Consider the following 22,499-nt stretch of genomic DNA (forward strand, 5'->3'; position numbering starts at 1 on the left):
ATGGCGCACGCCAGCGGCCGGATACACAACCATTTACTTTTCATGGTTGTTGGATGGCATTCTGTTGCAATCAAGGGGTAACCCTTAGTATGGGGTCAACTGCCACGGCACCCATTCAGGGCAATCCTCCACACCCCCGTGGATTGCCTCTCATCGGTGACCCGACCGGTATCCCTGCGAAGGGTGGGTCCAGTGGCGCGACCCGATCGCCAGACGCCGTGCAGTTGTTCGTCCGAACCACTGATTCACGCAATGACTCCATCGACTTTGGCGGCCTCGTCCGCATCCGCATCCGGTGATGCTCCGCATCGCAACCTCAACAAAAAAGACTACCAAACATTGGGCCTGTCGGCTCTCGGCGGAACGCTCGAGTTCTACGACTTCGTCGTCTACGTGTTTTTCGCCAACGTCCTTGGCGCACTGTTCTTTCCCTCCGACATGCCCGACTGGCTGCGCCAGTTGCAGACGCTGGGCATCTTCGCGGCAGGCTACCTGGCGCGTCCGATCGGCGGCATCATCATCGCCCACTTCGGTGACCGGCTGGGACGCAAGCGCATGTTCACGCTGTCGATCTTCCTGATGGCGGTCCCGACGCTGGTGATCGGCCTGTTGCCCACCTATGCGACGATTGGTGTGGCCGCGCCGCTGTTGCTGCTGCTCATGCGCGTGATGCAGGGTGCCGCGATCGGCGGCGAGATGCCCGGAGCATGGGTGTTCGTCGCGGAGCACGTACCGCAGCGCAACTACGGACTGGCGGTGGGGACCCTCACCGCTGGCATCACGGGCGGCATTCTGCTGGGGTCATTGATCGCCGTGGCGATCAACACCCACTACAGAGCCTCGGAGATCGACGCGTTTGCCTGGCGCATCCCGTTCATCCTGGGCGGCGTGTTCGGCCTGATTTCCGTCTATCTGCGGCGCTTCCTGGAGGAAACGCCCATCTTCAAGGAGCTGGCCGCACGCAAGAAGACGGCCGGCGAACTGCCCGTGAAGACCGTCCTGCGCGAGCACCGGCCCGCGATGCTGCTGGTGGCGCTCATGACCTGGGTGCTGTCCACGACCGTGGTGGTGGTGATCCTGATGACTCCGACCTATCTGCAGAAGGTGTTCCACGTGCCGGCGGCACTGTCGCTGCAGGCCAATGTGGCCGCGACGCTCACGCTCACCATCGGCTGTGCGGTCTGCGGCTGGGCGACCGATCGCATCGGCACCAAGGCCGTGATGCTGATGGGCTGGGGAGGCCTGGCTATCACCGCGTACCTGTTCTATCTGAACCTGCCCGGCTCCCCCGAGTCTCTGGTGTGGACCTATGCCCTGGTCGGCTTTTTCTGCGGCTCGATTTCCTTGCTTCCGATCACGGGCGTGCGTGCATTCCCGCCCGCCGTGCGCTTCACCGGGCTTTCGTTTGCCTACAACATGGCCTATGCCGTGTTTGGCGGACTGACGCCCATCATCATCAGCCTTTGGCAGCAGCATGACCTGATGGCACCTGCGCACTATGTGGCCGCCATGGGCGTCCTCGGCTTCCTGCTGGGCTTCTGGCCGCTGGCCTCGCGTGGCTGGCAGCCGGCGCGCGGGTAGGCGGCAAGGAAGGTGGACGCAGATGGCTGGCTGTCCGGCCCATGCATCTGGGACAATCCGATGCATGAGCACTTCAAGGCAAACCCTGCTGTCCACCTTCGACGAACTCCTGCAGCCCGAGCGCTTCAAGGACTATGGCCCCAATGGGCTGCAGGTCGAGGGCAAGGAAACCATTTCGCGCATCGTGAGCGGCGTCACCGCCAGCCGGGCGCTGATCGAGGCGGCGATTGCACAACGCGCCGACGCGATCTTCGTGCACCACGGACTGTTCTGGCGCGGAATGGACGGACGCATCACGGGCTGGATGAAGCAGCGCATCCAGTTGCTGCTGGCGCATGACATCAACCTCTTCGCCTACCACCTCCCGCTCGATGCGCATCCTGTACTCGGCAACAATGCACAACTCGGCCGCGTGCTCGGACTGGAGGCGGACGGCTGCTTCGGCGACCAGAATCTGGGCGTGATCGGGTCGGGAGCCTTTGCGGATGCAGCGGCCCTGGCCGTGCACGTGCAAGACCGGCTCGGGCGTTCCACGGTCCTGGTCGGCGATGCGGGCAGGCCCATCCGGCGCGTGGCCTGGTGTACGGGCGGAGCGCAGGGGTTTTTCGAATCGGCCGTCGCAGCGGGGGCCGACGCCTACATCACGGGCGAAATCTCCGAACCACAGGCGCACCTTGCAAGGGAAACCGGTGTTGCGTTCATCGCCGCCGGCCACCATGCCACCGAGCGCTATGGTGCCCCGGCGACCTGCGGCCATGTGGCCGGGCTACTGGGCATCGAGCACCATTTCATCGAGATCGACAATCCGGCCTGAAACGCCACGGCGACGGGACTGTCTACCTGGTTTTTGAAGAGCATTTCCAAGATGAACACAGCAAAGCCCCTCGTCATCACGCAGGGCGACCCGGCGGGGATCGGCCCCGAAATCATCGTCAAGGCATTCCGCGACGCCCCGGATGTGATGCGGCACTGCTTCGTGGCGGGCGACGTCGCCACCCTGAGGCGCGCCGCGCGCTGCGTGCTGCGGGGCGCGGACATGGAGATCCCGGTGGCTCGCATCGACGATGCAGCAGAGGCCATGTACATGCCGCCTCGTTGCGTACCGGTGCTGCAATTGCCCGATGCGGTGGCGGACGTGCCCTTCGGCAGGATCACCGAAGCCGGGGGGCGGGCCGCAGCCGCGGCGGTTGTCTGGGCGGCCCGGGCGGCGCTCTCGGGTGAGGTGGCGGCCCTGTGCACGGCACCGCTGCACAAGGAGGCCCTGTCGCTTGCGGGCGTGAGCTATCCCGGCCATACCGAGCTGCTGCAGGCAGAGGCCGCGCATTTCGCGGGCAAGCCGGTCTCCCACATGCCCGTGCGGATGATGTTGGCGAATGACGAGTTGCGCACGGTCCTGGTCAGCATCCATGTCTCGCTGCGTGCGGCGCTCGATGCGGTGACCCACGACAATGTGCTGCAGACCTTGCGCATCACCCACGGCGCGTTGAGCCTGGCCTTGGGCCGTGCGCCGCGCATCGGGGTAGCGGGCCTGAACCCGCATGCGGGCGAGGGCGGTCTCTTCGGACGGGAAGAAATCGACATCATCGCGCCAGCCATCGCCGCTGCCTGCGCCGAGGGCATTGATGCGCACGGGCCGTTCGCACCGGACACGGTCTACATGCGCGCGCGCAGCACGCCGGAGCGTGCCGGCGAATTCGACGTGGTGATTTCGATGTACCACGACCAAGGGTTGATACCGATTAAGTATCTCGGTGTGGACAAGGGTGTGAATGTGACGTTGGGGTTGCCGCTGATCCGCACCAGTCCGGATCATGGAACCGCATTCGATATAGCCGGCAAGGGAATCGCCGACGCGGGCAGTTTGATTGAATCGATTCTGGTCGCGAAGCGCCTCGCGGGTGTGAATGCTGGAATATAAGTAATTGGCTATATTTGGCAAATGTGATCAAAAGCAAAACGCCGCTCGACTGAGCGGCGTTTTTCATTTGACTGTTGTAAAAATAATGAATCAGCGCTTCAGGCTGTCGCGAATTTCACGCAGCAGAACGATGTCTTCAGCGGGGGCCGCAGGTGCTGGCGCCTCAGCGGGCGCTTCGCGCTTGAGACGGTTGATCTGCTTGACCATCAGGAAAATGATGAAGGCCAGGATGATGAAGTTCACCGCCACGGTGATGAAGTTGCCATAGGCAAATACAGGCACGCCTGCCTTGCGCAGGGCGTCCAGGGTATGAGGTATACCCTCTGGCGCGGTCCCGAGAACCAAGAAAAGATTGGAAAAATCGAGCTTGCCGAAGATCAAGCCGACCAGCGGCATGATGAGGTCGTTCACGACGGAGTCCACGATCTTGCCGAACGCCCCTCCGATGATCACACCGACGGCCAGATCGACCACATTGCCCTTGACCGCGAACTCGCGAAATTCAGACATAAAGCTCATAAATGAATTCCTTTGATATAGATGAAAACACTGAAGTATTGCCTAGCTTAAGGGTGATTGCTATGGTGCATTAACCATTTTCACTCCGCTACAATTTATTGTTGACCCTATTAGCGATGCATATCGAGGACCCCCATGAGTGAATCCCGGATCGACTCCAGCAAGCGGACGTGGTTAATTGCGTCAGGCTGTGCTGGTGCTGTGGGCGGCGTTGCAGTTGCCGTTCCCTTCGTAAGCACATTCCAGCCATCCGAAAAGGCCAAGGCCGCGGGCGCACCGGTCGAGGTGGACATCTCGTCTCTCCAGGAGGGGGAGAAGCTGACGGTCGAATGGCGGGGCAAGCCCGTCTGGATCGTCAAGCGCACCAAGGAGCAGATCGCCGAGTTGCCGGCCCTCGATTCGCAGCTGGCGGATCCGCAATCGCTGCGGCATCCCGATGAATTCACGCCACCCTACGCCCGCAACGAGGCGCGCTCGATCAAGCCTGAGATCCTGGTGGTCGTGGGCATCTGCACCCACCTCGGCTGCTCTCCCACGGACAAGTTCCATGCGGGTCCCCAGCCTTCGCTGCCAGACGACTGGAAGGGCGGTTTCCTGTGCCCCTGCCATGGCTCCACGTTCGATATGGCCGGCCGTGTCTTCAAGAACAAGCCCGCACCCGACAATCTGGAAGTTCCGCCGCACATGTATCTGTCCGATACCCGGCTGCTGATCGGTGACGACAAGAAGGCTTGAGGGAGAACACAATGGCTGAATACCGCGAATTCAAGGAAGTCTCTCCCAACGCCTCTGCGGTCGAGAAGACGACCAACTGGCTGGAAAACCGCTTTCCCACTGCATTCGATGCCTATCGGGTGCACATGTCGGAGTACTACGCTCCGAAGAACTTCAACTTCTGGTACATCTTCGGTTCGCTCGCGCTGTTGGTGCTGGTGATCCAGATCGTCACCGGCATCTTCCTCGTGATGCACTACAAGCCCGATGCCGCCAAGGCGTTCGAGTCGGTCGAGTACATCATGCGCGACGTGCCCTGGGGTTGGCTGATCCGCTACATGCACTCCACCGGCGCGTCCGCGTTCTTCGTCGTCGTCTATCTGCACATGTTCCGCGGGCTGCTGTACGGCTCGTACCGCAAGCCGCGCGAACTGGTCTGGATCTTCGGCTGCGCCATCTTCCTTGCGCTGATGGCCGAGGCGTTCATGGGCTACCTGCTGCCATGGGGCCAGATGTCCTACTGGGGCGCGCAGGTCATCGTGAACCTGTTCGCCGCGATTCCCTTCGTCGGCCCCGACCTCGCGCTGCTGATCCGTGGCGACTATGTGGTGGGCGACGCAACGCTGAACCGCTTCTTCAGCTTCCACGTGATCGCGGTGCCGCTGGTGCTGCTCGGCCTGGTGGTGGCCCACCTGCTGGCGCTGCACGATGTGGGTTCCAACAACCCCGATGGCATCGAGATCAAGGGTCCGGGCAAGCCGGTCGACGACAAGGGCCACCCGCTCGACGGCGTGCCGTTCCATCCCTACTACACAGTGCACGACATCTTCGGCGTCTGCATCTTCCTGTTCATCTTCTCGGCGGTGGTGTTCTTCGCGCCTGAGTTTGGCGGGTACTTCCTCGAGTACAACAACTTCATTCCGGCCGACCCGCTGAAGACGCCGAACCACATCGCGCCCGTCTGGTACTTCACGCCGTTCTACTCGATGCTGCGTGCCATCACCAGCGAGATGATGTATGCGCTGATCGCCTGCGTGGTGCTGGGCGCCGGCTACGGCATCTTCAAGTCCGCACTGCCGAAGATCGCCAAGGGCGCGGTCGCGGTGGCTGCGATTGTCGTGATTGCCCTCATGCTCTCGATCGACGCCAAGTTCTGGGGCGTGGTGGTGATGGGTGGCGCTGTGATCATCCTGTTCTTCCTGCCATGGCTGGACCAAAGCCCTGCACGTTCCATTCGCTATCGTCCCGGCTGGCACAAGTGGCTGTATGCCATCTTCGTGGTCTGGTTCGTGGTTCTGGCATACCTTGGCGTCCAGCCACCGTCGCCGATCGGCGAGCGCGTCTCGCAGGTAGGTACGCTGTTCTATTTCGGCTTCTTCCTGTTGATGCCGTGGTGGTCCCGCCTGGGCGAGCCCAAGCCGGTACCGGACCGCGTCACCTTTGCCGCGCATTGAGCAGGAGCCACACACCATGATGAAAAAAGTTATCTTGACCCTGGTTGCGGCTCTGGGAATCGCCGCAGGAGCGCAGGCTGCCGAAGGAGGAATCGCCTGGGACAAGGCGCCTGTCAACGTGAGCGACACGGCGTCGCTGCAGAACGGCGCCAAGATCTTCGTGAACTATTGCCTGAACTGCCACTCGGCGGCCTTCATGCGCATCAACCGCTTGCAGGACATCGGCCTGAGCGAGCAGCAGATCAAGGACAACCTGATGTTCACCACCGAGAAGATCGGTGAGACCATGAAGGCGGCCATCGATCCGAAACAGGCCAAGGAGTGGTTTGGTGCCAACCCACCGGACCTCACCGTCATTGCCCGCTCGCGCGCCGGTCATCAGGGCACGGGGGCGGACTATCTCTACACCTTCCTGCGTACCTTCTACCGGGACGACACCAAGGCGACGGGCTGGAACAACCTGGCTTTCCCGAGCGTCGGCATGCCGCATCCGCTGTGGCAATTGCAGGGCGAGCGCCGTCCGGTCTTCGAGGAAGTCGAAAGCCACGGACAAAAGACTCAGGTATTCAAGGGGTGGGAACAGGTCAGCGCTGGTACCATGACGCCCCAGAAATACGATGAGGCTGTAGGTGATCTCGTGAATTACCTGCAATGGATGGGCGAACCAGCGCAAAATACGCGCGTCCGTGTGGGCGTCTGGGTTCTGTTCTTCCTGGGAATCATGACGTTCATTGCGTGGAGGCTCAACGCCGCCTACTGGAAAGACGTCAAGTAATCGCTGATCAACGACTTGTTCTATCAGCCGGGCGGTGCCCGGCTGGTGCAGAGTGGCCGCGCAAGCGTCCACTCTTTTGACTTTTTAGGAGCCGCTCACCATGATGGTGCTTTATTCGGGTACGACCTGTCCTTTTTCACACCGTTGCCGCTTCGTCCTGTTCGAAAAGGGCATGGATTTCGAAATCCGCGATGTGGATCTCTACAACAAGCCCGAAGACATCAATGTGATGAACCCGTACGGCCAGGTGCCGATTCTGGTCGAGCGCGACCTGATCCTGTACGAGTCGAACATCATCAACGAGTACATCGACGAGCGTTTCCCCCATCCCCAGCTGATGCCCGGTGACCCGGTCGACCGCGCCCGCGTGCGCCTGTTCCTGCTCAACTTCGAAAAGGAACTGTTCGTGCACGTGAACACGCTCGAGTCGCGCGCCTCCAAGGGCAACGACAAGGCGCTGGAAAAGGCCCGCTCGCACATCCGTGACCGCCTGACCCAGCTCGCGCCCGTGTTCCTGAAGAACAAGTACATGCTCGGCGAGAATTTCTCGATGCTCGACGTGGCGATTGCACCGCTGCTCTGGCGCCTTGACTACTATGGCATTGAGCTGAGCAAGAATGCAGCCCCGCTGCTGAAGTATGCAGAGCGCATCTTCTCGCGTCCTGCCTATATCGAGGCACTGACTCCTTCCGAAAAGGTGATGCGCAAGTAATCGCGTCTTGCCGAAGTCATTGCGCACCAACGCCTTTTCATCATGATCAACGCTCCGGAAATCTCATCCACCCGACCATATCTGGTCCGTGCGATTCACGAATGGTGCATCGACAACGGATTCACGCCCTACATCGTGGTGAGCGTGAACGAGTCCGTCCAGGTGCCCCGCGAATTCGTGAAGGATGGCGAGATCGTCCTGAACGCCAGTTACGACGCCACCAGCGGCCTGCAACTGGGCAATGATTTCATCGAGTTCAAGGCCCGTTTTGGCGGCGTGGCGCGTGAAATCATGGTGCCGGTGGGGCGCGTGGTGGCTGTCTACGCACGCGAGAACGGGCAGGGCATGGCATTCCCGCCGCCGGTGGACACCTTGTCGGGCGGCGCGGCACTGCATTCGATTGCACCCGCGCAGATGGGTGCACAACAGGGTGATGTGGGTGAGTCCCCCGATTCGCCTGCGGAGCGTACTCCGCCCCAACTGGTGCCCGTGGATGGCGGCAGCGCGTCGCTGGCCGATTCGGATGAGGACACTCCACCGCCCAAGCCTCCGGCCGGAGGTGGTGCGCGTCCGTCGTTGAAGCGGGTCAAGTAGGAAAGAGAAGCGGGGAAGATTTTTTCCTGCTTTTTCCGAAAAGACGCTGAAATCGACGCTAGAATAAGAGCTTCGCCGGTTTAGCTCAGTTGGTAGAGCACCCGCCTTGTAAGCGGTAGGTCGTCAGTTCGAATCCGACAACCGGCACCAGACAGAAAGCCCATATGCGCAAGCATGTGGGCTTTTTCTTTTCTTGGGCCGGTTGGTGGTGAAGTAGCGCGTTCTGTTATTGGTACTTCGTAGTTCGAAGCTCGTAGTTCGGGTGGGAGTAGGTGTTTGCTTTGAGGGTGGAGGCCGGGACTGCCCCCGGCGGGGCAGTAACTTTTTGCGCGCGCAAAAAGTCACCAAAAAGGCGTTCTTAATACCCACGGCAGAACTCACTCTGCGCCTGCGGCGCTCCGTTCAGACAGCCGCCGTGAGTCAGTTGAAGGGGAGGAGCACTCGGCACGTCGCTGCGCTCGTGCCTGGACATCTCGCGACTTCGCGAGATGTATCGTGCCCCAATTCAACACTGCTGTTCAAAGTGGGCGCAGTCAGCTCGCCCGAAGTCGGGCGAGCCCGGCACGAGCGAAGCAATGTGCCGTATACACCTCTTGCAAGCTGACTCGCGGTGTTTGTTCGAACGGAGCGCCGCAGGCGCGCAGTGAGTTTCACCGCGTGCCCCCGCATTCCAAGCGCATTTTTGGTGACTTTTTGGGCAAGACCAAAAAGTTACTGCCCCGCCGGGGGCACTCCCGGCCTCTACCCTGAAACACAGGAAGCAGAAGGCTGCAAGAAAGCAAGAAAGCAAGCAACCACCCCACACAAGTCACCCCGCACTACGAGCCTGAATCTTGATACGGATGAACTGAACATCCCACCCTTTGGACCGCAAGTGCGCCTCGAACGATGGCAGCAACTGTCGGAGCTTGGAGGCCGCCGCATTGCCCTTGACCAGCAGGCACCAGGTGCTCCCTTCAATGGGCCCGGCCTGGATGGATGCCCGCATCCCGGGGGGAATCAGGGGCTCGATGGCCTTGAGGCGGGCGCTCGAGTCGCTGGTCAGCCGGGACAGCTGTGCCAGCGTAGGGGATGCCTGTGCGGCTTGCAGCAGAGGGATGGCTTGATGGCGTCGTAGCATGTGGGATGTGTGCCGCTGAAATGCAGGCGGGGCGGGCGTTGCCTTCAATTATCGGCGTGCGCAAACAGCGCCGCCAGTATCGCGCAGAGCGAATGGTGTCGGCCAGCGGGCCGAAATCCGACAAACCCGCGCATCCACCCAGCTCTCCGAACAAATCTGAAGGGCCATGCACAGTGCGCGAGTAGAATCCGACCACGAGCCCCCGCCTTCGGATGCGGTGCAGCAGTTCAACCGCCTGTTGCAATTTCCGGGAGCGGCCCCATCTGATACCAATTCGTCTTAGGGATTACGGTCGCTCCGGCGCGCCTCTGCGCGTTGGGCGGTCCTGTTTGCATGGCCACCAACTTTCTCACCAAATTATTTGGCAGCCGTAATGATCGGTTGCTTAAAACATATCGCAAAACCGTTGTTCGCATCAATGCCCTCGAGCCCGAGTTCGAGAAGCTGACCGACGACCAGCTGCGTGGCAAGACACAGGAGTTCAAGGACCGCGTCGCCAAGGGCGAATCGCTGGACAGCCTGCTTCCCGAAGCATTCGCCGTGGTTCGCGAGGGTTCCAAGCGCATCATGAAGATGCGCCACTTCGATGTGCAGATGCTGGGCGGCATGGCTCTTCACTACGGCAAGATCGCTGAAATGCGTACCGGCGAAGGCAAGACGCTGACCGCCACGCTGCCCGTGTATCTGAACGCGTTGTCCGGCAAGGGCGTGCACGTGGTGACGGTGAACGATTACCTCGCCAACCGTGATGCGACCTGGATGGGCCGTCTCTACAACTTCCTGGGCCTGTCGGTCGGCATCAACCTGCCGCAGATGCCGCGCGAGGAAAAGCAGACGGCCTACGGCGCAGACATCACCTACGGTACGAACAACGAATACGGTTTTGACTACCTGCGCGACAACATGGTCTACGAAGGCCAGGAACGCGTGCAGCGCGGGCTGAACTTCGCCATCGTCGACGAAGTGGACTCGATCCTGATCGACGAGGCGCGCACGCCGCTGATCATCAGCGGCCAGGCCGAGGACCATACCGCCATGTATGTGGCGATGAACAAGGTGATTCCGGCGCTCACGCGCCAGGAAGGCGAAGCCGATCCGCGCACGGGCGAAGGCGTCACCAAGCCGGGCGATTTCACGCTCGACGAGAAGTCGCATCAGGTGTTCCTGACCGAGCAGGGCCATGAGCATGCGGAGCAGCTGCTCACGCAGGCGGGCCTGATTGCAGAAGGCGCATCGGTCTACGATCCTTCCAACATTGCGCTCATGCACCACCTGTATGCAGCGCTGCGCGCCAACCATCTCTACCACCGCGACCAGCACTACGTCGTGCAGAACGGCGAGATCGTGATCGTCGACGAGTTCACGGGTCGCCTGATGGCGGGACGCCGCTGGAGCGATGGCCTGCACCAGGCCGTGGAAGCCAAGGAAGGCGTGGAGATCCAGGCCGAGAACCAGACCCTGGCCTCGATCACCTTCCAGAACTATTTCCGCCTGTACGCAAAGCTGTCCGGCATGACCGGCACGGCCGACACGGAAGCCTACGAATTCCAGGAAATCTACGGCCTCGAGACCGTGGTGATTCCTCCGAATCGTCCGAGCAAGCGCGACGACCAGCTCGACCGCGTCTACAAGACCACGCGCGAGAAGTACGAAGCGGCGATCAAGGACATCCGCGAATGCCATGAGCGTGGCCAGCCGGTACTCGTGGGCACGACCTCGATCGAGAACTCCGAAATCATCGACGAGCTGCTCAACCGCGAGAACCTGCCCCATCAGGTGCTGAATGCCAAGCAGCATGCACGCGAGGCGGACATCGTTGCGCAGGCAGGCCGTCCGGGCATGATCACCATTGCCACGAACATGGCCGGCCGCGGTACCGACATCGTGCTGGGCGGCAACATCGAGAAGGCCATTGCGGCCATCGAGGCCGACGAGTCTCTCGATGAGTCCGCACGCGCGGCGCGCATCCAGCAGGCACGCGACGATTGGAAGGTCGATCACGAGAAGGTGGCGGCGCTGGGCGGTTTGCGCATCATCGCCACCGAGCGCCATGAGTCGCGCCGTATCGACAACCAGCTGCGTGGCCGCTCCGGCCGCCAGGGCGATCCGGGCTCCTCGCGCTTCTATCTGAGCCTGGATGACCAGCTCATGCGCATCTTCGCGGGTGACCGCGTCAAGGCCATCATGGATCGCCTGAAGATGCCCGATGGCGAGGCCATCGAGGCCGGTATCGTCACGCGCAGCATCGAATCCGCGCAGCGTAAGGTGGAGGCGCGCAACTTCGACATCCGCAAGCAGTTGCTTGAGTATGACGACGTCGCCAACGACCAGCGCAAGGTGATCTACCAGCAACGCAACGAGATTCTCGATGCGAAGGACCTGGGCGTCCTGATCGCCGCCATGCGCGACGACTGCATGGCCGACGTGGTGCGCCAGTACGTGCCCCAGGAGTCGGTGGAAGAGCAGTGGGACCTGCCCGGGCTCGAAAAGGCGCTGGCTGCCGATTGGCAGATCCAGTTGCCGCTGCAGCAGGACGTGCAGGGCTCCGAGTCCATCACCGATGAGGAAATCCTCGAAAAGGTGCAGGCCGCGGCGCGCGAGCAGTTCGAGGCCAAGGTGGCGATGGTCGGCAGCGAGAACTTCAACCAGTTCGAGCGCATGGTGCTGCTGCAGAGCTTCGACTCCAACTGGCGTGATCATCTCTCGGCGCTGGACTATCTGCGCCAGGGCATCCACCTGCGCGGCTATGCGCAAAAGCAGCCCAAGCAGGAATACAAGCGCGAAGCGTTCGAGTTGTTCCGCCAGCTGATCGACCAGGTCAAGAACGCGGTCACACGTACGCTCATGACGGTGCAGATCCAGTCCAACGAGCAACTGGACCAGGCATCGCAGGCCCTGGAAGACCAGGGCGACCGCCTGGGCGGCGCCACCTACCATGGCAGCTCCGACCTGACCGAGGGCTCCGATCCGGATGCACCCGAGAACCAGCCGCTGCCCTCCGAATACGAGGGCCTGCGCATCAGCCGCAACGACCCTTGCCCGTGCGGAAGCGGCAAGAAGTACAAGCAGTGCCACGGCAAACTCGCCTGATCTGCTGCACTAAAAATAACACGGGCTTCATGCCCGTGTTTTTGCTTGTACGATCAGGAATTCCCCGGGTGTAACTCCGGGGGCGATCGAAATTCTCAGTACCTTTCCCTCTTCGCTTTCAAGGACAGCGCCAAATGCCAGTGAACCTTTCAGCTCCTGATGCTTCCTCTCTCCATCCCGTTCCCGGTGTGCGCATTGGTGTGACGGAAGCCGGCGTGCGCAAGGCCAACCGCAAGGACGTCACGGTTTTCCTGCTGGACGAGGGTGCGGCCGTCGCGGGCGTGTTCACCAAGAACCGTTTCTGCGCGGCACCCGTGCAGATCTGCCGTGAACATCTGGCCCAGGGAGGCGCCATCCGCGCGATGGTGATCAACACCGGCAATGCCAATGCCGGTACGGGTGCCGACGGCCTGGCCCGTGCCCACGCCACCTGCGCGGCCATGAGCGAACTGCTGGGCGTGCGCAGCGAGCAGATCCTTCCGTTCTCGACAGGCGTGATCATGGAGTCGCTGCCCGTGGATCGCATCACCGCCGCGCTGCCGAAGGCGATCGGCGAGGCACGGCCTGACAACTGGGGCGAAGCCGCACAGGGCATCATGACCACCGACACGGTGCCCAAGGCCTGCAGCACGCAAGTGAAGCTGGGCGATGCGCTGGTCACCGTGACGGGCATCTCCAAGGGCGCCGGCATGATCCGTCCGAACATGGCGACCATGCTGAGCTTTGTTGCCACCGATGCGCAGATCGCTCCGGAACTGATGAATGGCCTGGTGCGCGAACTGGCCGACCAGTCGTTCAACCGCATCACCATCGACGGCGACACGTCGACCAATGATTCGTTCATCCTGGTGGCATCGCAGAAGGCCTCGAACACTCCCGTGACCTCGCTCGACAGCGAGCACGGCAAGCTGCTCAAGGCGGCCTTGCTGGAGGTGGCACAGAAACTGTCGCAAGCCATCGTTCGCGATGGTGAAGGCGCGACCAAGTTCATCACGGTGCGCGTGGAAGGTGGCAAGACGTCCGACGAGTGCCGCCTGGTGGCCTACGCGATTGCCCATTCGCCGCTTGTCAAGACCGCATTCTTCGCCAGCGATCCGAACCTGGGGCGCATCCTGGCAGCGGTGGGCTACGCCGGCATCGAGGATCTTGACCAGACCCGCATCGAACTGTTCCTGGACGACGTGCATGTGGCCACGCAGGGTGGCCGCAATCCTTCGTACAAGGAGGAAGACGGCCAGCGCGTGATGAAGCAGAGCGAGATCACGGTGCGTGTGCAACTGGGCCGCGGCACTGCAGAGGACACCGTCTGGACCTGCGACCTGAGCCATGAGTACGTCACCATCAACGCGGACTACCGCTCCTGATGGATGTTTTTCGGGAGTGCCGATTCACCGCTGGTCGACAACCCACTTGAATCGGACTTATCCAGACAGAAGAAGCCAGAGACATGAACGAAGCCTTCGAACGCCTGCTGATGCGGGCCGAGCAACTGATCGACCGAATTGAATCCGTGCTGCCCAAGCCGCTCTCCGAGCCGGACTGGGGGGCTGCCGTGGCCTGGCGCTATCGCAAGCGCAGCAGCGGTCACGGTACGCTCGAGCCGGTGCGACACCTGGCGGCCATGCAGCTCGACGAGCTCAAGGAAATTGATGGGCAAAAGGAAAAGATCCAGCGCAACACGCAGCAGTTCGTGGAAGGCAAGCCTGCCAACAACGTCCTGCTGACAGGGGCCCGCGGAACGGGCAAGTCCTCGCTCATCAAGGCCTGCCTGAATGCCTATGCGCCCCAGGGTCTGCGCCTGATCGAGGTGGACAAGACGGACCTGACCGACCTGCCGGACATCGTCGAGGTGGTATCGGGCCGCCCCGAGAAGTTCATCGTGTACTGCGACGACCTGAGCTTCGAGGATGGCGAGGCGAGCTACAAGGCACTCAAGTCGATTCTCGATGGCTCGGTGGCTGCATCGACGCCGAATGTGCTGATCTATGCGACCAGCAACCGTCGCCATCTGCTGCCCGAGTACATGAAGGAAAACCTCAGCTACACGCACACGGACGATGGCGAGGTGCATCCCGGCGAGGCGGTGGAGGAGAAGATCTCGCTGTCCGAGCGTTTCGGCCTGTGGGTGAGCTTCTACCCCTTCAGCCAGGAGGAGTACCTCACCATCGTCGCGCAATGGTTGCGTTCGCTGGGTGTGGCCGATGCAGCCATCCAGCAATCGCGCCCCGAGGCGCTGGTCTGGGCGCTGGAGCGCGGCTCACGCAGCGGCCGCGTGGCCTACCAGTTCGCGCGTGATTTTGCGGGGCGCCAGTCGAATGTCTGAGCATGCGCCGCGCAAGCACACCGAGGTCGCGGTGGGCATCCTGCTGAAATCCAACGGGGAGATGCTGCTCACCTCGCGACCCGAAGGCAAGCCCTATGCCGGCTACTGGGAGTTTCCGGGAGGCAAGCTCGAAGCGGGGGAAACCGTCGAGCAGGCGCTGCGCCGTGAACTTCAGGAAGAGCTCGGCATCACCATCGGCACGGCCAGTGTCTGGAAGGTGACCGAGCACGACTATCCGCATGCGCTGGTGCGCCTGCATTGGTGCAAGGTGTTCGAGTGGCAGGGCGAGTTCGAGATGCGCGAGGGCCAGAGCATGTCCTGGGAGCCCTGGCCGCCCCAGGTCAAGCCCATCCTGCCGGGCGCCGTGCCGGTGCTGGAATGGTTTGCCGAAGAGCGCGGCGAACCTTTCGATCCGGCCACCATTGGCTGAACACGCTCTCGGGCGCGTTGATGCGTTCTCAGTTTCCGAGCTTGGGGTCGCCGTAGAGGTTGTCCTCGGGCGGTGCCTCGGTGGGAACGCGAAAATCCTCATTGGCCCATGCGCCCAGATCGATCTGCTTGCAGCGTTCGCTGCAGAAGGGGCGGAAGCGATTGGCGGGCGTGAACAGACTCTTCCCGCCGCAGGTGGGGCAGGGTACGTACTTGGGGCCGGAGCCCGCCTCTGCCTGAGCAGGTGGGGCTGGCGTCGGCGAATCGGCTTTCTTCGTCATGGTCGGTTGGGGGCTGGATGGACGCGAGACGCGTGGCACCCTTGCTGTTGTCAGATCAGGAACACAGCGTGAGCTCGAAGCTCGCGTCTTCCGCTGCGGGCAGCAGCTTGCCTGATTCATCCTGTTGCATCAGGCGCACGGAAACCAGCAGGCGGTTTCCGCTGATCTCGGGGATCAGGTGCAGCGAAGGATCGATCCGCAGGCGCAGCAGATTGAAGGTGCGGCCGTGCGGCAGCGTTTGCTGGAACTGGCCGCGTGTCGTGACCACCTTCTGCGGCATGCCCGAATCGCGCATCAGGCGCAGCAGAACCAGAACGGATTCGGCCAGTGGCGCAAGCGTGCCGGCCCAATCCTCCAGATCACGCTGGCGCTGTTCGGGCGAAAGGTGGCGCCACGCATGGTAGGCGGGCAGATCGAAGCCACAGGTGCCGCCCGGAATACCGATGCGGCTGCGGATGCCCATCAGCCACTCGTTCTCGGCAAGCGGTTGTCCCGTCTTGCCGGGCTGGCCGTTCAGGTCGGCAAAACAGCCATCCAGCTGCGCGATGAATCCGTCGAGCACTTTCTCTGAAATGGAAGGATTGCCTCGATAGGAGTCGAGCAGGAGTTTCTGCTTGTCCAGGTCCTTCAATACATCCGTCTTCAGATCGGCTCGGGCGGCAACATCCATGATCTCGAACATGGTGACCAGTGCGAAATGGTGGTCTGTCGGATGCGCGCGCGGAATCAATTCGCCGAGGCGGCGAAACAATTGCTCCAGCCGTAAGTAGGTTCTCAGGCGTTCGTTGAAAGGATATTCGTAAAGGATCACGCTGCGGATTTCCCGGATTCAGCTCAAGTTCAGCAAAATAGTTGATTCTTATCAGGTTTGCTCTGATACATCATAGCCCGAACTGCTGGGCCAACTCGCATGCTTTTGTTTGCAGATCTAACAATGACAACCCGTCGTTATAGACAACCCAATCGGCGGCAGCACGTTTGGCTTCGCGGCTGGCCTGTGCAGCGATGATGGAGCGTACGGAGTCGGGAGCCAGGCCACTGCGTTGCTGAACACGTTCGACCTGGGTTTCCACGCGGCAATCCACCACGATCACGCCGTCGAGCTGCGAAGGCCAGCGGCGTGACTCCACCAGCAATGGAATGTCGAAGACGATCACGCGCCGGCCCGATTGCTCGGCCGCAGCAGCGGCGGCCCAGGTGGCTGCGGAAACCAGGGGGTGAACGATTTTCTCGAGCCGTGCCTTGGCCGTGGCGTCGCCGAACACCAGTTCGCGCATGCGCGTGCGATCCAGCGCGCCGGATGCATCGATGAATTCAGCACCGAAGGATTGGCGAATGGCACCGATGGCCGATCCCCCGGACGCGGTGACCGAGCGTGCAAGGTGGTCCGCGTCGATGAGTGCGGCACCGAGATCCCGCAGCATGGCGCCCAGGGTGCTCTTGCCGCTGCCGATTCCGCCGGTGAGACCGATGTGCTTGCTGCGGGTCGCAGGCCTCGACGTGATTTTTGCCATTCAGCAGTATCCGATGGATCAGATACCCAGCAGCGAAAGCACGGATTGCAGGATTCTCTCCGGGCCGAGAAGCATGGCTGCAAACCCCGCGCCTGCCAGGAAGGGGCCGAACGGTACGTACTGGCCTTCACGCAGTGAGCTGGTGAGCTTCATGCCGATTCCCACGATCGCGCCGATCACCGAGGCGATCAGGATGATGGGCACCAGCGCCGACCATCCGAACCAGGCACCCAGCGCCGCGAGCAGCTTGAAATCGCCGTAGCCCATGCCTTCCTTGCCGGTGAGCAGCTTGAACGCCCAGTAGATCGACCAGAGGAACAGGTAGCCCGCCGCAGCCCCGAACAGGGCATCGACGAGGGGCACGCTGAGCCAGTGCGCGGCGGAGCCGATCAGGCCGGCCCACAACAGGGGCAGCGTGATGCTGTCGGGCAGCAGCGTCGTATCCCAGTCGATCATGGTCAGCGACACGAGGGCCGCCGAGAAGGCGCACCACAGGGCCGTGGTCATCGACCAGCCCCATTGGGTGGCGCACCAGTAGAAGAGGCCACCGGTGATTAGTTCCACCAGCGGGTAGCGGATGCTGATGCGTGCCTTGCAGCCCGCACATTTGCCGCGCAACGCGACGTAGCTGATGACGGGAATGTTCTCGTACCAGCGGATCGCGTGGCCGCAGTGCGGGCAGCGCGATGCGGGCGCCAGCAGGCTGAAACGGCCCGTGTGTCCGGAAGGGGGCGGCGCGGGCCAGCCCTTGTCCTCGATGTAGTCGCGGCACTCCTGTTCCCATTCACGCTCCATCATGATGGGGACGCGGTGGATCACGACGTTGAGAAAACTGCCGATCAGAAGTCCGAGGATGCCGACGACGACGGCATCCAGCCATGGCTCACCGGTCATCAAACGACCTGACCGAGCTTGAAGATGGGCAGGTACATCGACACCACGATGCCGCCGATCAGGCCGCCCAGGAACACGATGATGATCGGCTCCATCAGGCTCGAGAGGCCCGCCACCATTTCATCGACTTCCGATTCATAGAAGTCGGCTGCCTTGCCGAGCATGTGGTCGATCGAGCCCGACTCCTCGCCGATCGCGCACATCTGGATGACCATGGACGGGAACACGTTGGCGTTCGTCATGGCATTGGTCAGGCTGGTGCCGGTGGACACCTCCTGCTGGATCTTGTCGGTGGCCTCCGAGTAGACCGAGTTGCCCGAGGCGCCGCCCACGGAGTCGAGCGCCTCGACCAGAGGAACGCCAGCCGCGAACATGGTGGACAGCGTGCGGGTCCAGCGCGCCACGCAGGACTTGTCGATCAATGCGCCGAAGATCGGCATCTTCAGGAGCAGGCGATCCATGAAGCGCTGCATCTTCTCGCTGCGCTTCCAGGCCTGCATGAAGAAATAGCCGCCGCCGAAGATGACGCCGAAGATCAGCCACCAGTAAGCGACGAAGAACTCGCTCACAGCCATCACGAAGAGCGTGGGCGCGGGAAGGTCGGCACCGAACGAGGTGAACACCTCCTTGAACGCCGGGATCACGAAAATCATGATGATCGTCACAACGACAAAGGCCACCACGATCACGGCGCATGGATACATGAGCGCCGAGCGGATCTTGCTCTTGATGGCTTCCGTCTTTTCCATGTAGGTGGCAAGGCGGTCGAGCAGCGTCTCGAGAATACCGGCGGCCTCGCCGGCCTCCACCAGGTTGCAGTAGAGGCTGTCGAAGTACATCGGGAACTTGCGGAACGCGGCGTTCAGCGACGTACCGGTCTCCACGTCGCTGCGAATGTCGTTGAGCAGCTTGGTGACGCTGGGGTTGGTGTTGCCGCGCCCCACGATGTCGAACGCCTGGAGCAGGGGCACGCCGGCCTTCATCATCGTGGCCATCTGGCGGGTGAAGAGGGCGATGTCCTTGGGCTTGATCTTCTTGCCCGCGCGCATGCGGCGCTTCTTGATCTTGGTGGCGAGCACGCCCTGGCGGCGCAGCGTGGCCTTGACCTGGTTCTCGCCAGCCGCGCGAATTTCGCCGCGCACGATCTTTCCTGCGCGGTCCTTGCCTTCCCATTCAAAGACGAAGTCCTTGATTCCCCTCGATGCTGCGGTTGCCATAGTGAGTCAATGCTTTCGTCGACTTTTATTCATTCGTGACGGCCAGGACTTCTTCCAGCGAAGTCATGCCGATCTTGGCCTTGTACAGGCCGGATGTGCGCAGTGAGCGAACTCCTTCCAGGCGCGCCTGCTTGGCGATCTCGAGCGCGCTGCCGTCCTGCAGGATGATGCGCTGCATCTCCTCGGAAATCGGCATCACCTCGTAGATGCCGACCCGGCCCTTGTAGCCATTGTTGCAGGCATTGCAGCCCACCGGCTTGTAAGTCACCCACGAGCCGTCGATTTCCTCTTCGCGATAGCCGGCCTCGACCAGGGCCTCGTGCGGGATGTCCGCCGGCTCCTTGCAGGTGCCGCACAGGCGGCGTGCCAAGCGCTGGGCCGTGATCAGGATCACGCTCGAGGCAATGTTGAACGGGGCGATCCCCATGTTGCGCATACGCGTCAGTGTCGTGGGCGCATCGTTGGTGTGCAAGGTAGACAGCACCAGGTGACCCGTCTGGGCCGCCTTGATGGCAATGTCGGCGGTTTCCAGGTCGCGAATTTCACCGACCATGATGATGTCCGGATCCTGGCGCAGGAACGCCTTGAGTGCGGTCGCGAAGGTCAGGCCCGCCTTTTCGTTCACGTTGACCTGGTTCACGCCAGGCAAGTTGATTTCGGATGGGTCCTCGGCCGTGGAGATGTTCACCCCGGGCTTGTTGAGCAGGTTCAGGCAGGTGTAGAGCGACACCGTCTTGCCCGAGCCGGTGGGGCCTGTCACCAGGATCATTCCATAGGGACGGCCGATGGCGTTGAGCAGGCGCTCTTTCTCCTCGGGCTCGTAGCCGAGTGCCTCGATGCCCAGCTTGGCGCTGCTGGGGTCGAGAATACGGATCACGATCTTTTCGCCGAACAGCGTGGGCAGGGTGCTCACACGGAAATCGATCACGCGCTCGGGGCCGATCTTGAGCTTCATCCGCCCGTCCTGGGGAACGCGCTTTTCGGAAATATCGAGGCGCGAGATCACCTTGATGCGCGATGCGAGCTTTTCCTTGATCGCAGGCGGGGGGCTGGAAATCTCGCGCAGCTCGCCGTCGACGCGAAAGCGCACGCGGTAGTTGTGTTCGTAGGGCTCGAAGTGAAGGTCGGATGCGCGCATGTTGAACGCATCGATCAGCATCTTCTGCAGGAACTTGACGATGGGAGCGTCTTCCACATCGTTCTGGCCCACGTCCTGCGCATCCGCCGTCTCCTCCACCGGGACGTCGCCGAATTCAAAGTCACCACCGGAGACGATGGAGTCGAGCGCCTCTGTCGCACCCTTCGTCACCTTTTCGACGAAGCGGCCCAGCTTGTCGTACTCCGCGATGATCCAGTCCACGCCCATCTGGGTGGTGAACTTGATCTTCTCCGCGGCTTCGTGATCGGTTGGGTCCGCTGTTGCAATGATGAGACGATTTCCGCGCTTGTTCAGCACGGCCACACGATAGGCCTGGCAGATCTTCGCATCCAGAAGATCGCTGGGGATGCGTATCGTATCGAGCGCATCCACGTCGATCAGCGGCGCGCCGAAGACGCTGGAGATAGTGTGGGCGAGATCCGCCGACGTGATGGTGCCGCCGTTGATCAGCTCTGCAATGAATGTGCTGCGTGCACCCTGCGCCTTCTTTACCAGTTCTTCCGCGGCATTCTGGTCGAGCTTGCCGGCGGACATCAGTGCCCTGGCCAATCCGGGCAGAACAATGGGAGTCGCGCTTTTGGGGGCAGTGTCTACAGCGGCCATGTATGCAATGAGGAGGTGTCAGGAAGGGTAACGATCCTATCATCGCTCATTGGGTGCCGGGTGTACAGCGCACGCGAGTGTGGCTGCCAGGCCGCGCCGGGTTGCCGGGCCGCCTCTCTGCACTTGTGTTTTTGGTAAAACAACATGTGCTAACTGTTTGATTTAGGACAATATTTCACCAGCCCATTTCCACGTCTGACGAGGCATGGAAGCGCGGCGAGGGAGAACAAGGGGGGCCACGGAGTGCGAGTAGGTGCCTTCCCCTGTCTGCGAGACATTGTGCAATCAGGTTGCTTCGAATTGCACAAACAGTTACGTGCTGGTGGTGCCCATTTCGCCCCCGAGGCTCCATATTGGTGGTTTTTCGTTGTTTGCATCCGACGGATTGCCCCGGGTAGCGACGGCCCGGGAAATCAGTCCTCGTGCATGTTGGTTGCCTTGACCACTTCACCGAGCCGTGCTCGTTCCTCGTTGACGAATTGGGTGAACGATGCGCGCGTGCCTCCGATCGGCTCGATGCCCATGCCGCGCAGGCGCTCGACCGTCTTGGGATCTTTCATGGCATGGTCCACGGCGGCAGCCACCTTGTCCAGGATGTCCGTTGGGGTGCCCGCTGGAGCATGCACGCCGGCCCAGTGGGCAATCTTGATGTCGCCAAATCCCTGTTCCGCCGCCGTGGACAGGTCGGGCCAGGCGGAGATGCGCTGTGTCCAGGTGGTGGCCAGCGCCTTGAGCTTGCCGGCCTTCAGGTAGGGAATCACGACGATGCTGGCTTCCGAGGTGGCGTCGATCTGATTGCCAAGCACCGCATTCACCGATTCTGAGCCGCTCTTGTACGGAACGAGATCGAGCTTGGCTCCGTATTTGGAAGCCAGCAGGCCTTCCACGAAATGGGGCGTGCTGCCGTTGCCAGCCGTACCGAAATGCAGGCCCGCTCCGTTCTTCGACTTGGCGACGAAGTCCTTGAGGTCCTTGTAGGGCGAGTTGGCGGGCACGATGATCACCGAAGGCGCCAGGCCGATCATGGCAACGGGGGTGAGGTCGCTGTCCTTGTAGGGCACCTTGCGGATCATGCTGTTGGAGATCACCCCGGCCGCGCTGACCAGGAAGGTATAGCCATCAGGCTGCGACTTGGCGACCACATCCGTGCCGAGAATGGCTCCTGCACCAGGCTTGTTGTCCACGATGATTGTCTGGCCGAGCACCTTTGAAGCGCCGTCCGCCGCGGCACGTGCCAGCAGGTCGTTGGCACCGCCGGCAGAGAACGGAACCACGAACCGGATGGGGCGTGAGGGCCATGCCTCCGCGGCGTGCCCAGCGAAGGCTGTGAAACCCAGGGTGAGTGCTGCGGCGCTGGCAAGCAGGTGGCGACGGGTGTGCTTCATGACATCTCCTTGGAGGATTGTTTGTTGGATGATGAAGCGGTCGGCGGTGCAAGTCCTGTGCCAAAGGGCAGGCGACATCCCGCCATTGCGCATGGTGCGGTACCTCGCTCCGGGTGGTGGAGCAGGGGCGGTTTCCCGAACCCGGGATAGATGGCGGCGTGTGTTTCACTTCTGTTTTAAAAGTGAAGCAACCCTTTCGCCGCTGAAGGAGATTTCC

At 61.8% G+C, this 22,499-nt stretch carries 21 protein-coding genes and 1 tRNA gene; 13 read left to right on the forward strand and 9 right to left on the reverse strand.

Annotation, left to right across the window (positions count from 1 at the left end; all coding sequences use genetic code 11):
• Nucleotides 1-252 precede the first annotated feature (252 nt).
• The 3 genes from H9K76_RS04650 to pdxA all read left to right on the forward strand — a co-directional run bounded on the left by H9K76_RS04650 (nt 253) and on the right by pdxA (nt 3,499).
• Nucleotides 253-1,581 (forward strand): MFS transporter, encoded by a 1,329-nt coding sequence (locus tag H9K76_RS04650; RefSeq protein WP_187598402.1) that lies wholly within the window; start codon nt 253-255, stop codon nt 1,579-1,581.
• A 64-nt stretch (nt 1,582-1,645) separates the two neighbouring features.
• Entirely contained in the window at nt 1,646-2,395 is a 750-nt protein-coding gene (locus H9K76_RS04655; RefSeq protein ID WP_187598403.1) for a Nif3-like dinuclear metal center hexameric protein, read from the forward strand.
• A 51-nt stretch (nt 2,396-2,446) separates the two neighbouring features.
• Nucleotides 2,447-3,499 carry a 4-hydroxythreonine-4-phosphate dehydrogenase PdxA gene (gene pdxA, locus H9K76_RS04660; protein ID WP_187598404.1) on the forward strand — a complete coding sequence of 351 codons (1,053 nt, stop codon included), beginning with the start codon at nt 2,447-2,449 and terminating at the stop codon, nt 3,497-3,499.
• Between the two features lie 90 nt (nt 3,500-3,589).
• Here the strand turns inward: pdxA and mscL are convergent, their stop codons facing one another.
• On the reverse strand, nt 3,590-4,018 hold the full coding sequence (gene mscL / locus H9K76_RS04665; protein WP_187598405.1) for a large conductance mechanosensitive channel protein MscL: 429 nt from the start codon (nt 4,016-4,018) through the stop codon (nt 3,590-3,592).
• 135 nt (nt 4,019-4,153) lie between these two features.
• Between mscL and petA the strand changes: the two genes are divergently transcribed.
• From petA to H9K76_RS04695, 6 genes are all read left to right on the forward strand, one after another.
• A complete protein-coding gene (gene petA / locus H9K76_RS04670) occupies nt 4,154-4,753 on the forward strand; it encodes a ubiquinol-cytochrome c reductase iron-sulfur subunit (RefSeq protein WP_187598406.1) in 600 nt (199 codons plus the stop codon).
• Between the two features lie 11 nt (nt 4,754-4,764).
• Nucleotides 4,765-6,186 (forward strand): cytochrome b, encoded by a 1,422-nt coding sequence (locus H9K76_RS04675; protein ID WP_187598407.1) that lies wholly within the window; start codon nt 4,765-4,767, stop codon nt 6,184-6,186.
• Between the two features lie 19 nt (nt 6,187-6,205).
• On the forward strand, nt 6,206-6,961 hold the full coding sequence (locus H9K76_RS04680) for a cytochrome c1 (protein WP_187600457.1): 756 nt from the start codon (nt 6,206-6,208) through the stop codon (nt 6,959-6,961).
• A 100-nt stretch (nt 6,962-7,061) separates the two neighbouring features.
• A complete protein-coding gene (locus tag H9K76_RS04685; protein ID WP_166308054.1) occupies nt 7,062-7,673 on the forward strand; it encodes a glutathione S-transferase N-terminal domain-containing protein in 612 nt (203 codons plus the stop codon).
• A 42-nt stretch (nt 7,674-7,715) separates the two neighbouring features.
• Nucleotides 7,716-8,267, forward strand: coding sequence for a ClpXP protease specificity-enhancing factor (locus H9K76_RS04690; RefSeq protein ID WP_187598408.1), 552 nt, complete (start codon nt 7,716-7,718; stop codon nt 8,265-8,267).
• A 74-nt stretch (nt 8,268-8,341) separates the two neighbouring features.
• A tRNA-Thr gene (locus H9K76_RS04695) sits at nt 8,342-8,417 on the forward strand.
• 658 nt (nt 8,418-9,075) lie between these two features.
• Here H9K76_RS04695 and H9K76_RS04700 read toward each other — a convergent pair.
• Nucleotides 9,076-9,387: a hypothetical protein gene (locus H9K76_RS04700; protein ID WP_187598409.1), complete on the reverse strand. Its 312-nt coding sequence runs from the start codon at nt 9,385-9,387 to the stop codon at nt 9,076-9,078.
• A gap of 333 nt (nt 9,388-9,720) precedes the next feature.
• Between H9K76_RS04700 and secA the strand changes: the two genes are divergently transcribed.
• The 4 genes from secA (at nt 9,721) to mutT (ending at nt 15,230) form a co-directional block, all read left to right on the forward strand.
• Entirely contained in the window at nt 9,721-12,477 is a 2,757-nt protein-coding gene (gene secA, locus H9K76_RS04705) for a preprotein translocase subunit SecA (protein WP_187598410.1), read from the forward strand.
• Between the two features lie 134 nt (nt 12,478-12,611).
• Nucleotides 12,612-13,841, forward strand: coding sequence for a bifunctional glutamate N-acetyltransferase/amino-acid acetyltransferase ArgJ (gene argJ, locus H9K76_RS04710; protein WP_187598411.1), 1,230 nt, complete (start codon nt 12,612-12,614; stop codon nt 13,839-13,841).
• Nucleotides 13,842-13,924: 83 nt separating this feature from the next.
• Nucleotides 13,925-14,800, forward strand: coding sequence for an ATP-binding protein (locus H9K76_RS04715; protein ID WP_187598412.1), 876 nt, complete (start codon nt 13,925-13,927; stop codon nt 14,798-14,800).
• Nucleotides 14,793-15,230 carry an 8-oxo-dGTP diphosphatase MutT gene (mutT, locus tag H9K76_RS04720; RefSeq protein ID WP_187598413.1) on the forward strand — a complete coding sequence of 146 codons (438 nt, stop codon included), beginning with the start codon at nt 14,793-14,795 and terminating at the stop codon, nt 15,228-15,230. The genes H9K76_RS04715 and mutT overlap by 8 nt, the downstream gene beginning before the upstream one ends.
• Nucleotides 15,231-15,258: 28 nt before the next feature.
• Here mutT and H9K76_RS04725 read toward each other — a convergent pair whose 3' ends face one another.
• The 7 genes from H9K76_RS04725 to H9K76_RS04755 form a co-directional block, all read right to left on the reverse strand.
• Complete coding sequence (locus tag H9K76_RS04725) at nt 15,259-15,510, reverse strand: DNA gyrase inhibitor YacG (RefSeq protein ID WP_187598414.1); 252 nt, start codon at nt 15,508-15,510, stop codon at nt 15,259-15,261.
• Between the two features lie 55 nt (nt 15,511-15,565).
• Nucleotides 15,566-16,321 carry a cell division protein ZapD gene (gene zapD / locus H9K76_RS04730; RefSeq protein WP_187598415.1) on the reverse strand — a complete coding sequence of 252 codons (756 nt, stop codon included), beginning with the start codon at nt 16,319-16,321 and terminating at the stop codon, nt 15,566-15,568.
• 70 nt (nt 16,322-16,391) lie between these two features.
• The gene (gene coaE / locus H9K76_RS04735) at nt 16,392-17,024 is read right to left on the reverse strand and encodes a dephospho-CoA kinase (protein WP_187598416.1); all 633 of its coding nucleotides are present in this window, start codon (nt 17,022-17,024) and stop codon (nt 16,392-16,394) included.
• A gap of 18 nt (nt 17,025-17,042) precedes the next feature.
• Nucleotides 17,043-17,918, reverse strand: coding sequence for a prepilin peptidase (locus H9K76_RS04740; RefSeq protein WP_187598417.1), 876 nt, complete (start codon nt 17,916-17,918; stop codon nt 17,043-17,045).
• The gene (locus H9K76_RS04745; protein ID WP_187598418.1) at nt 17,918-19,135 is read right to left on the reverse strand and encodes a type II secretion system F family protein; all 1,218 of its coding nucleotides are present in this window, start codon (nt 19,133-19,135) and stop codon (nt 17,918-17,920) included. The genes H9K76_RS04740 and H9K76_RS04745 overlap by 1 nt, the downstream gene beginning before the upstream one ends.
• Nucleotides 19,136-19,160: 25 nt before the next feature.
• Nucleotides 19,161-20,897, reverse strand: a complete 1,737-nt coding sequence (gene pilB, locus H9K76_RS04750) for a type IV-A pilus assembly ATPase PilB (protein ID WP_187598419.1) — start codon at nt 20,895-20,897, stop codon at nt 19,161-19,163.
• 413 nt (nt 20,898-21,310) lie between these two features.
• Nucleotides 21,311-22,282 (reverse strand): Bug family tripartite tricarboxylate transporter substrate binding protein, encoded by a 972-nt coding sequence (locus H9K76_RS04755; protein WP_187598420.1) that lies wholly within the window; start codon nt 22,280-22,282, stop codon nt 21,311-21,313.
• Between the last annotated feature and the right edge of the window lie 217 nt (nt 22,283-22,499).

This window comes from Diaphorobacter ruginosibacter (genome assembly GCF_014395975.1).
In the GTDB taxonomy this organism is placed as follows: domain Bacteria; phylum Pseudomonadota; class Gammaproteobacteria; order Burkholderiales; family Burkholderiaceae_C; genus Diaphorobacter_A; species Diaphorobacter_A ruginosibacter.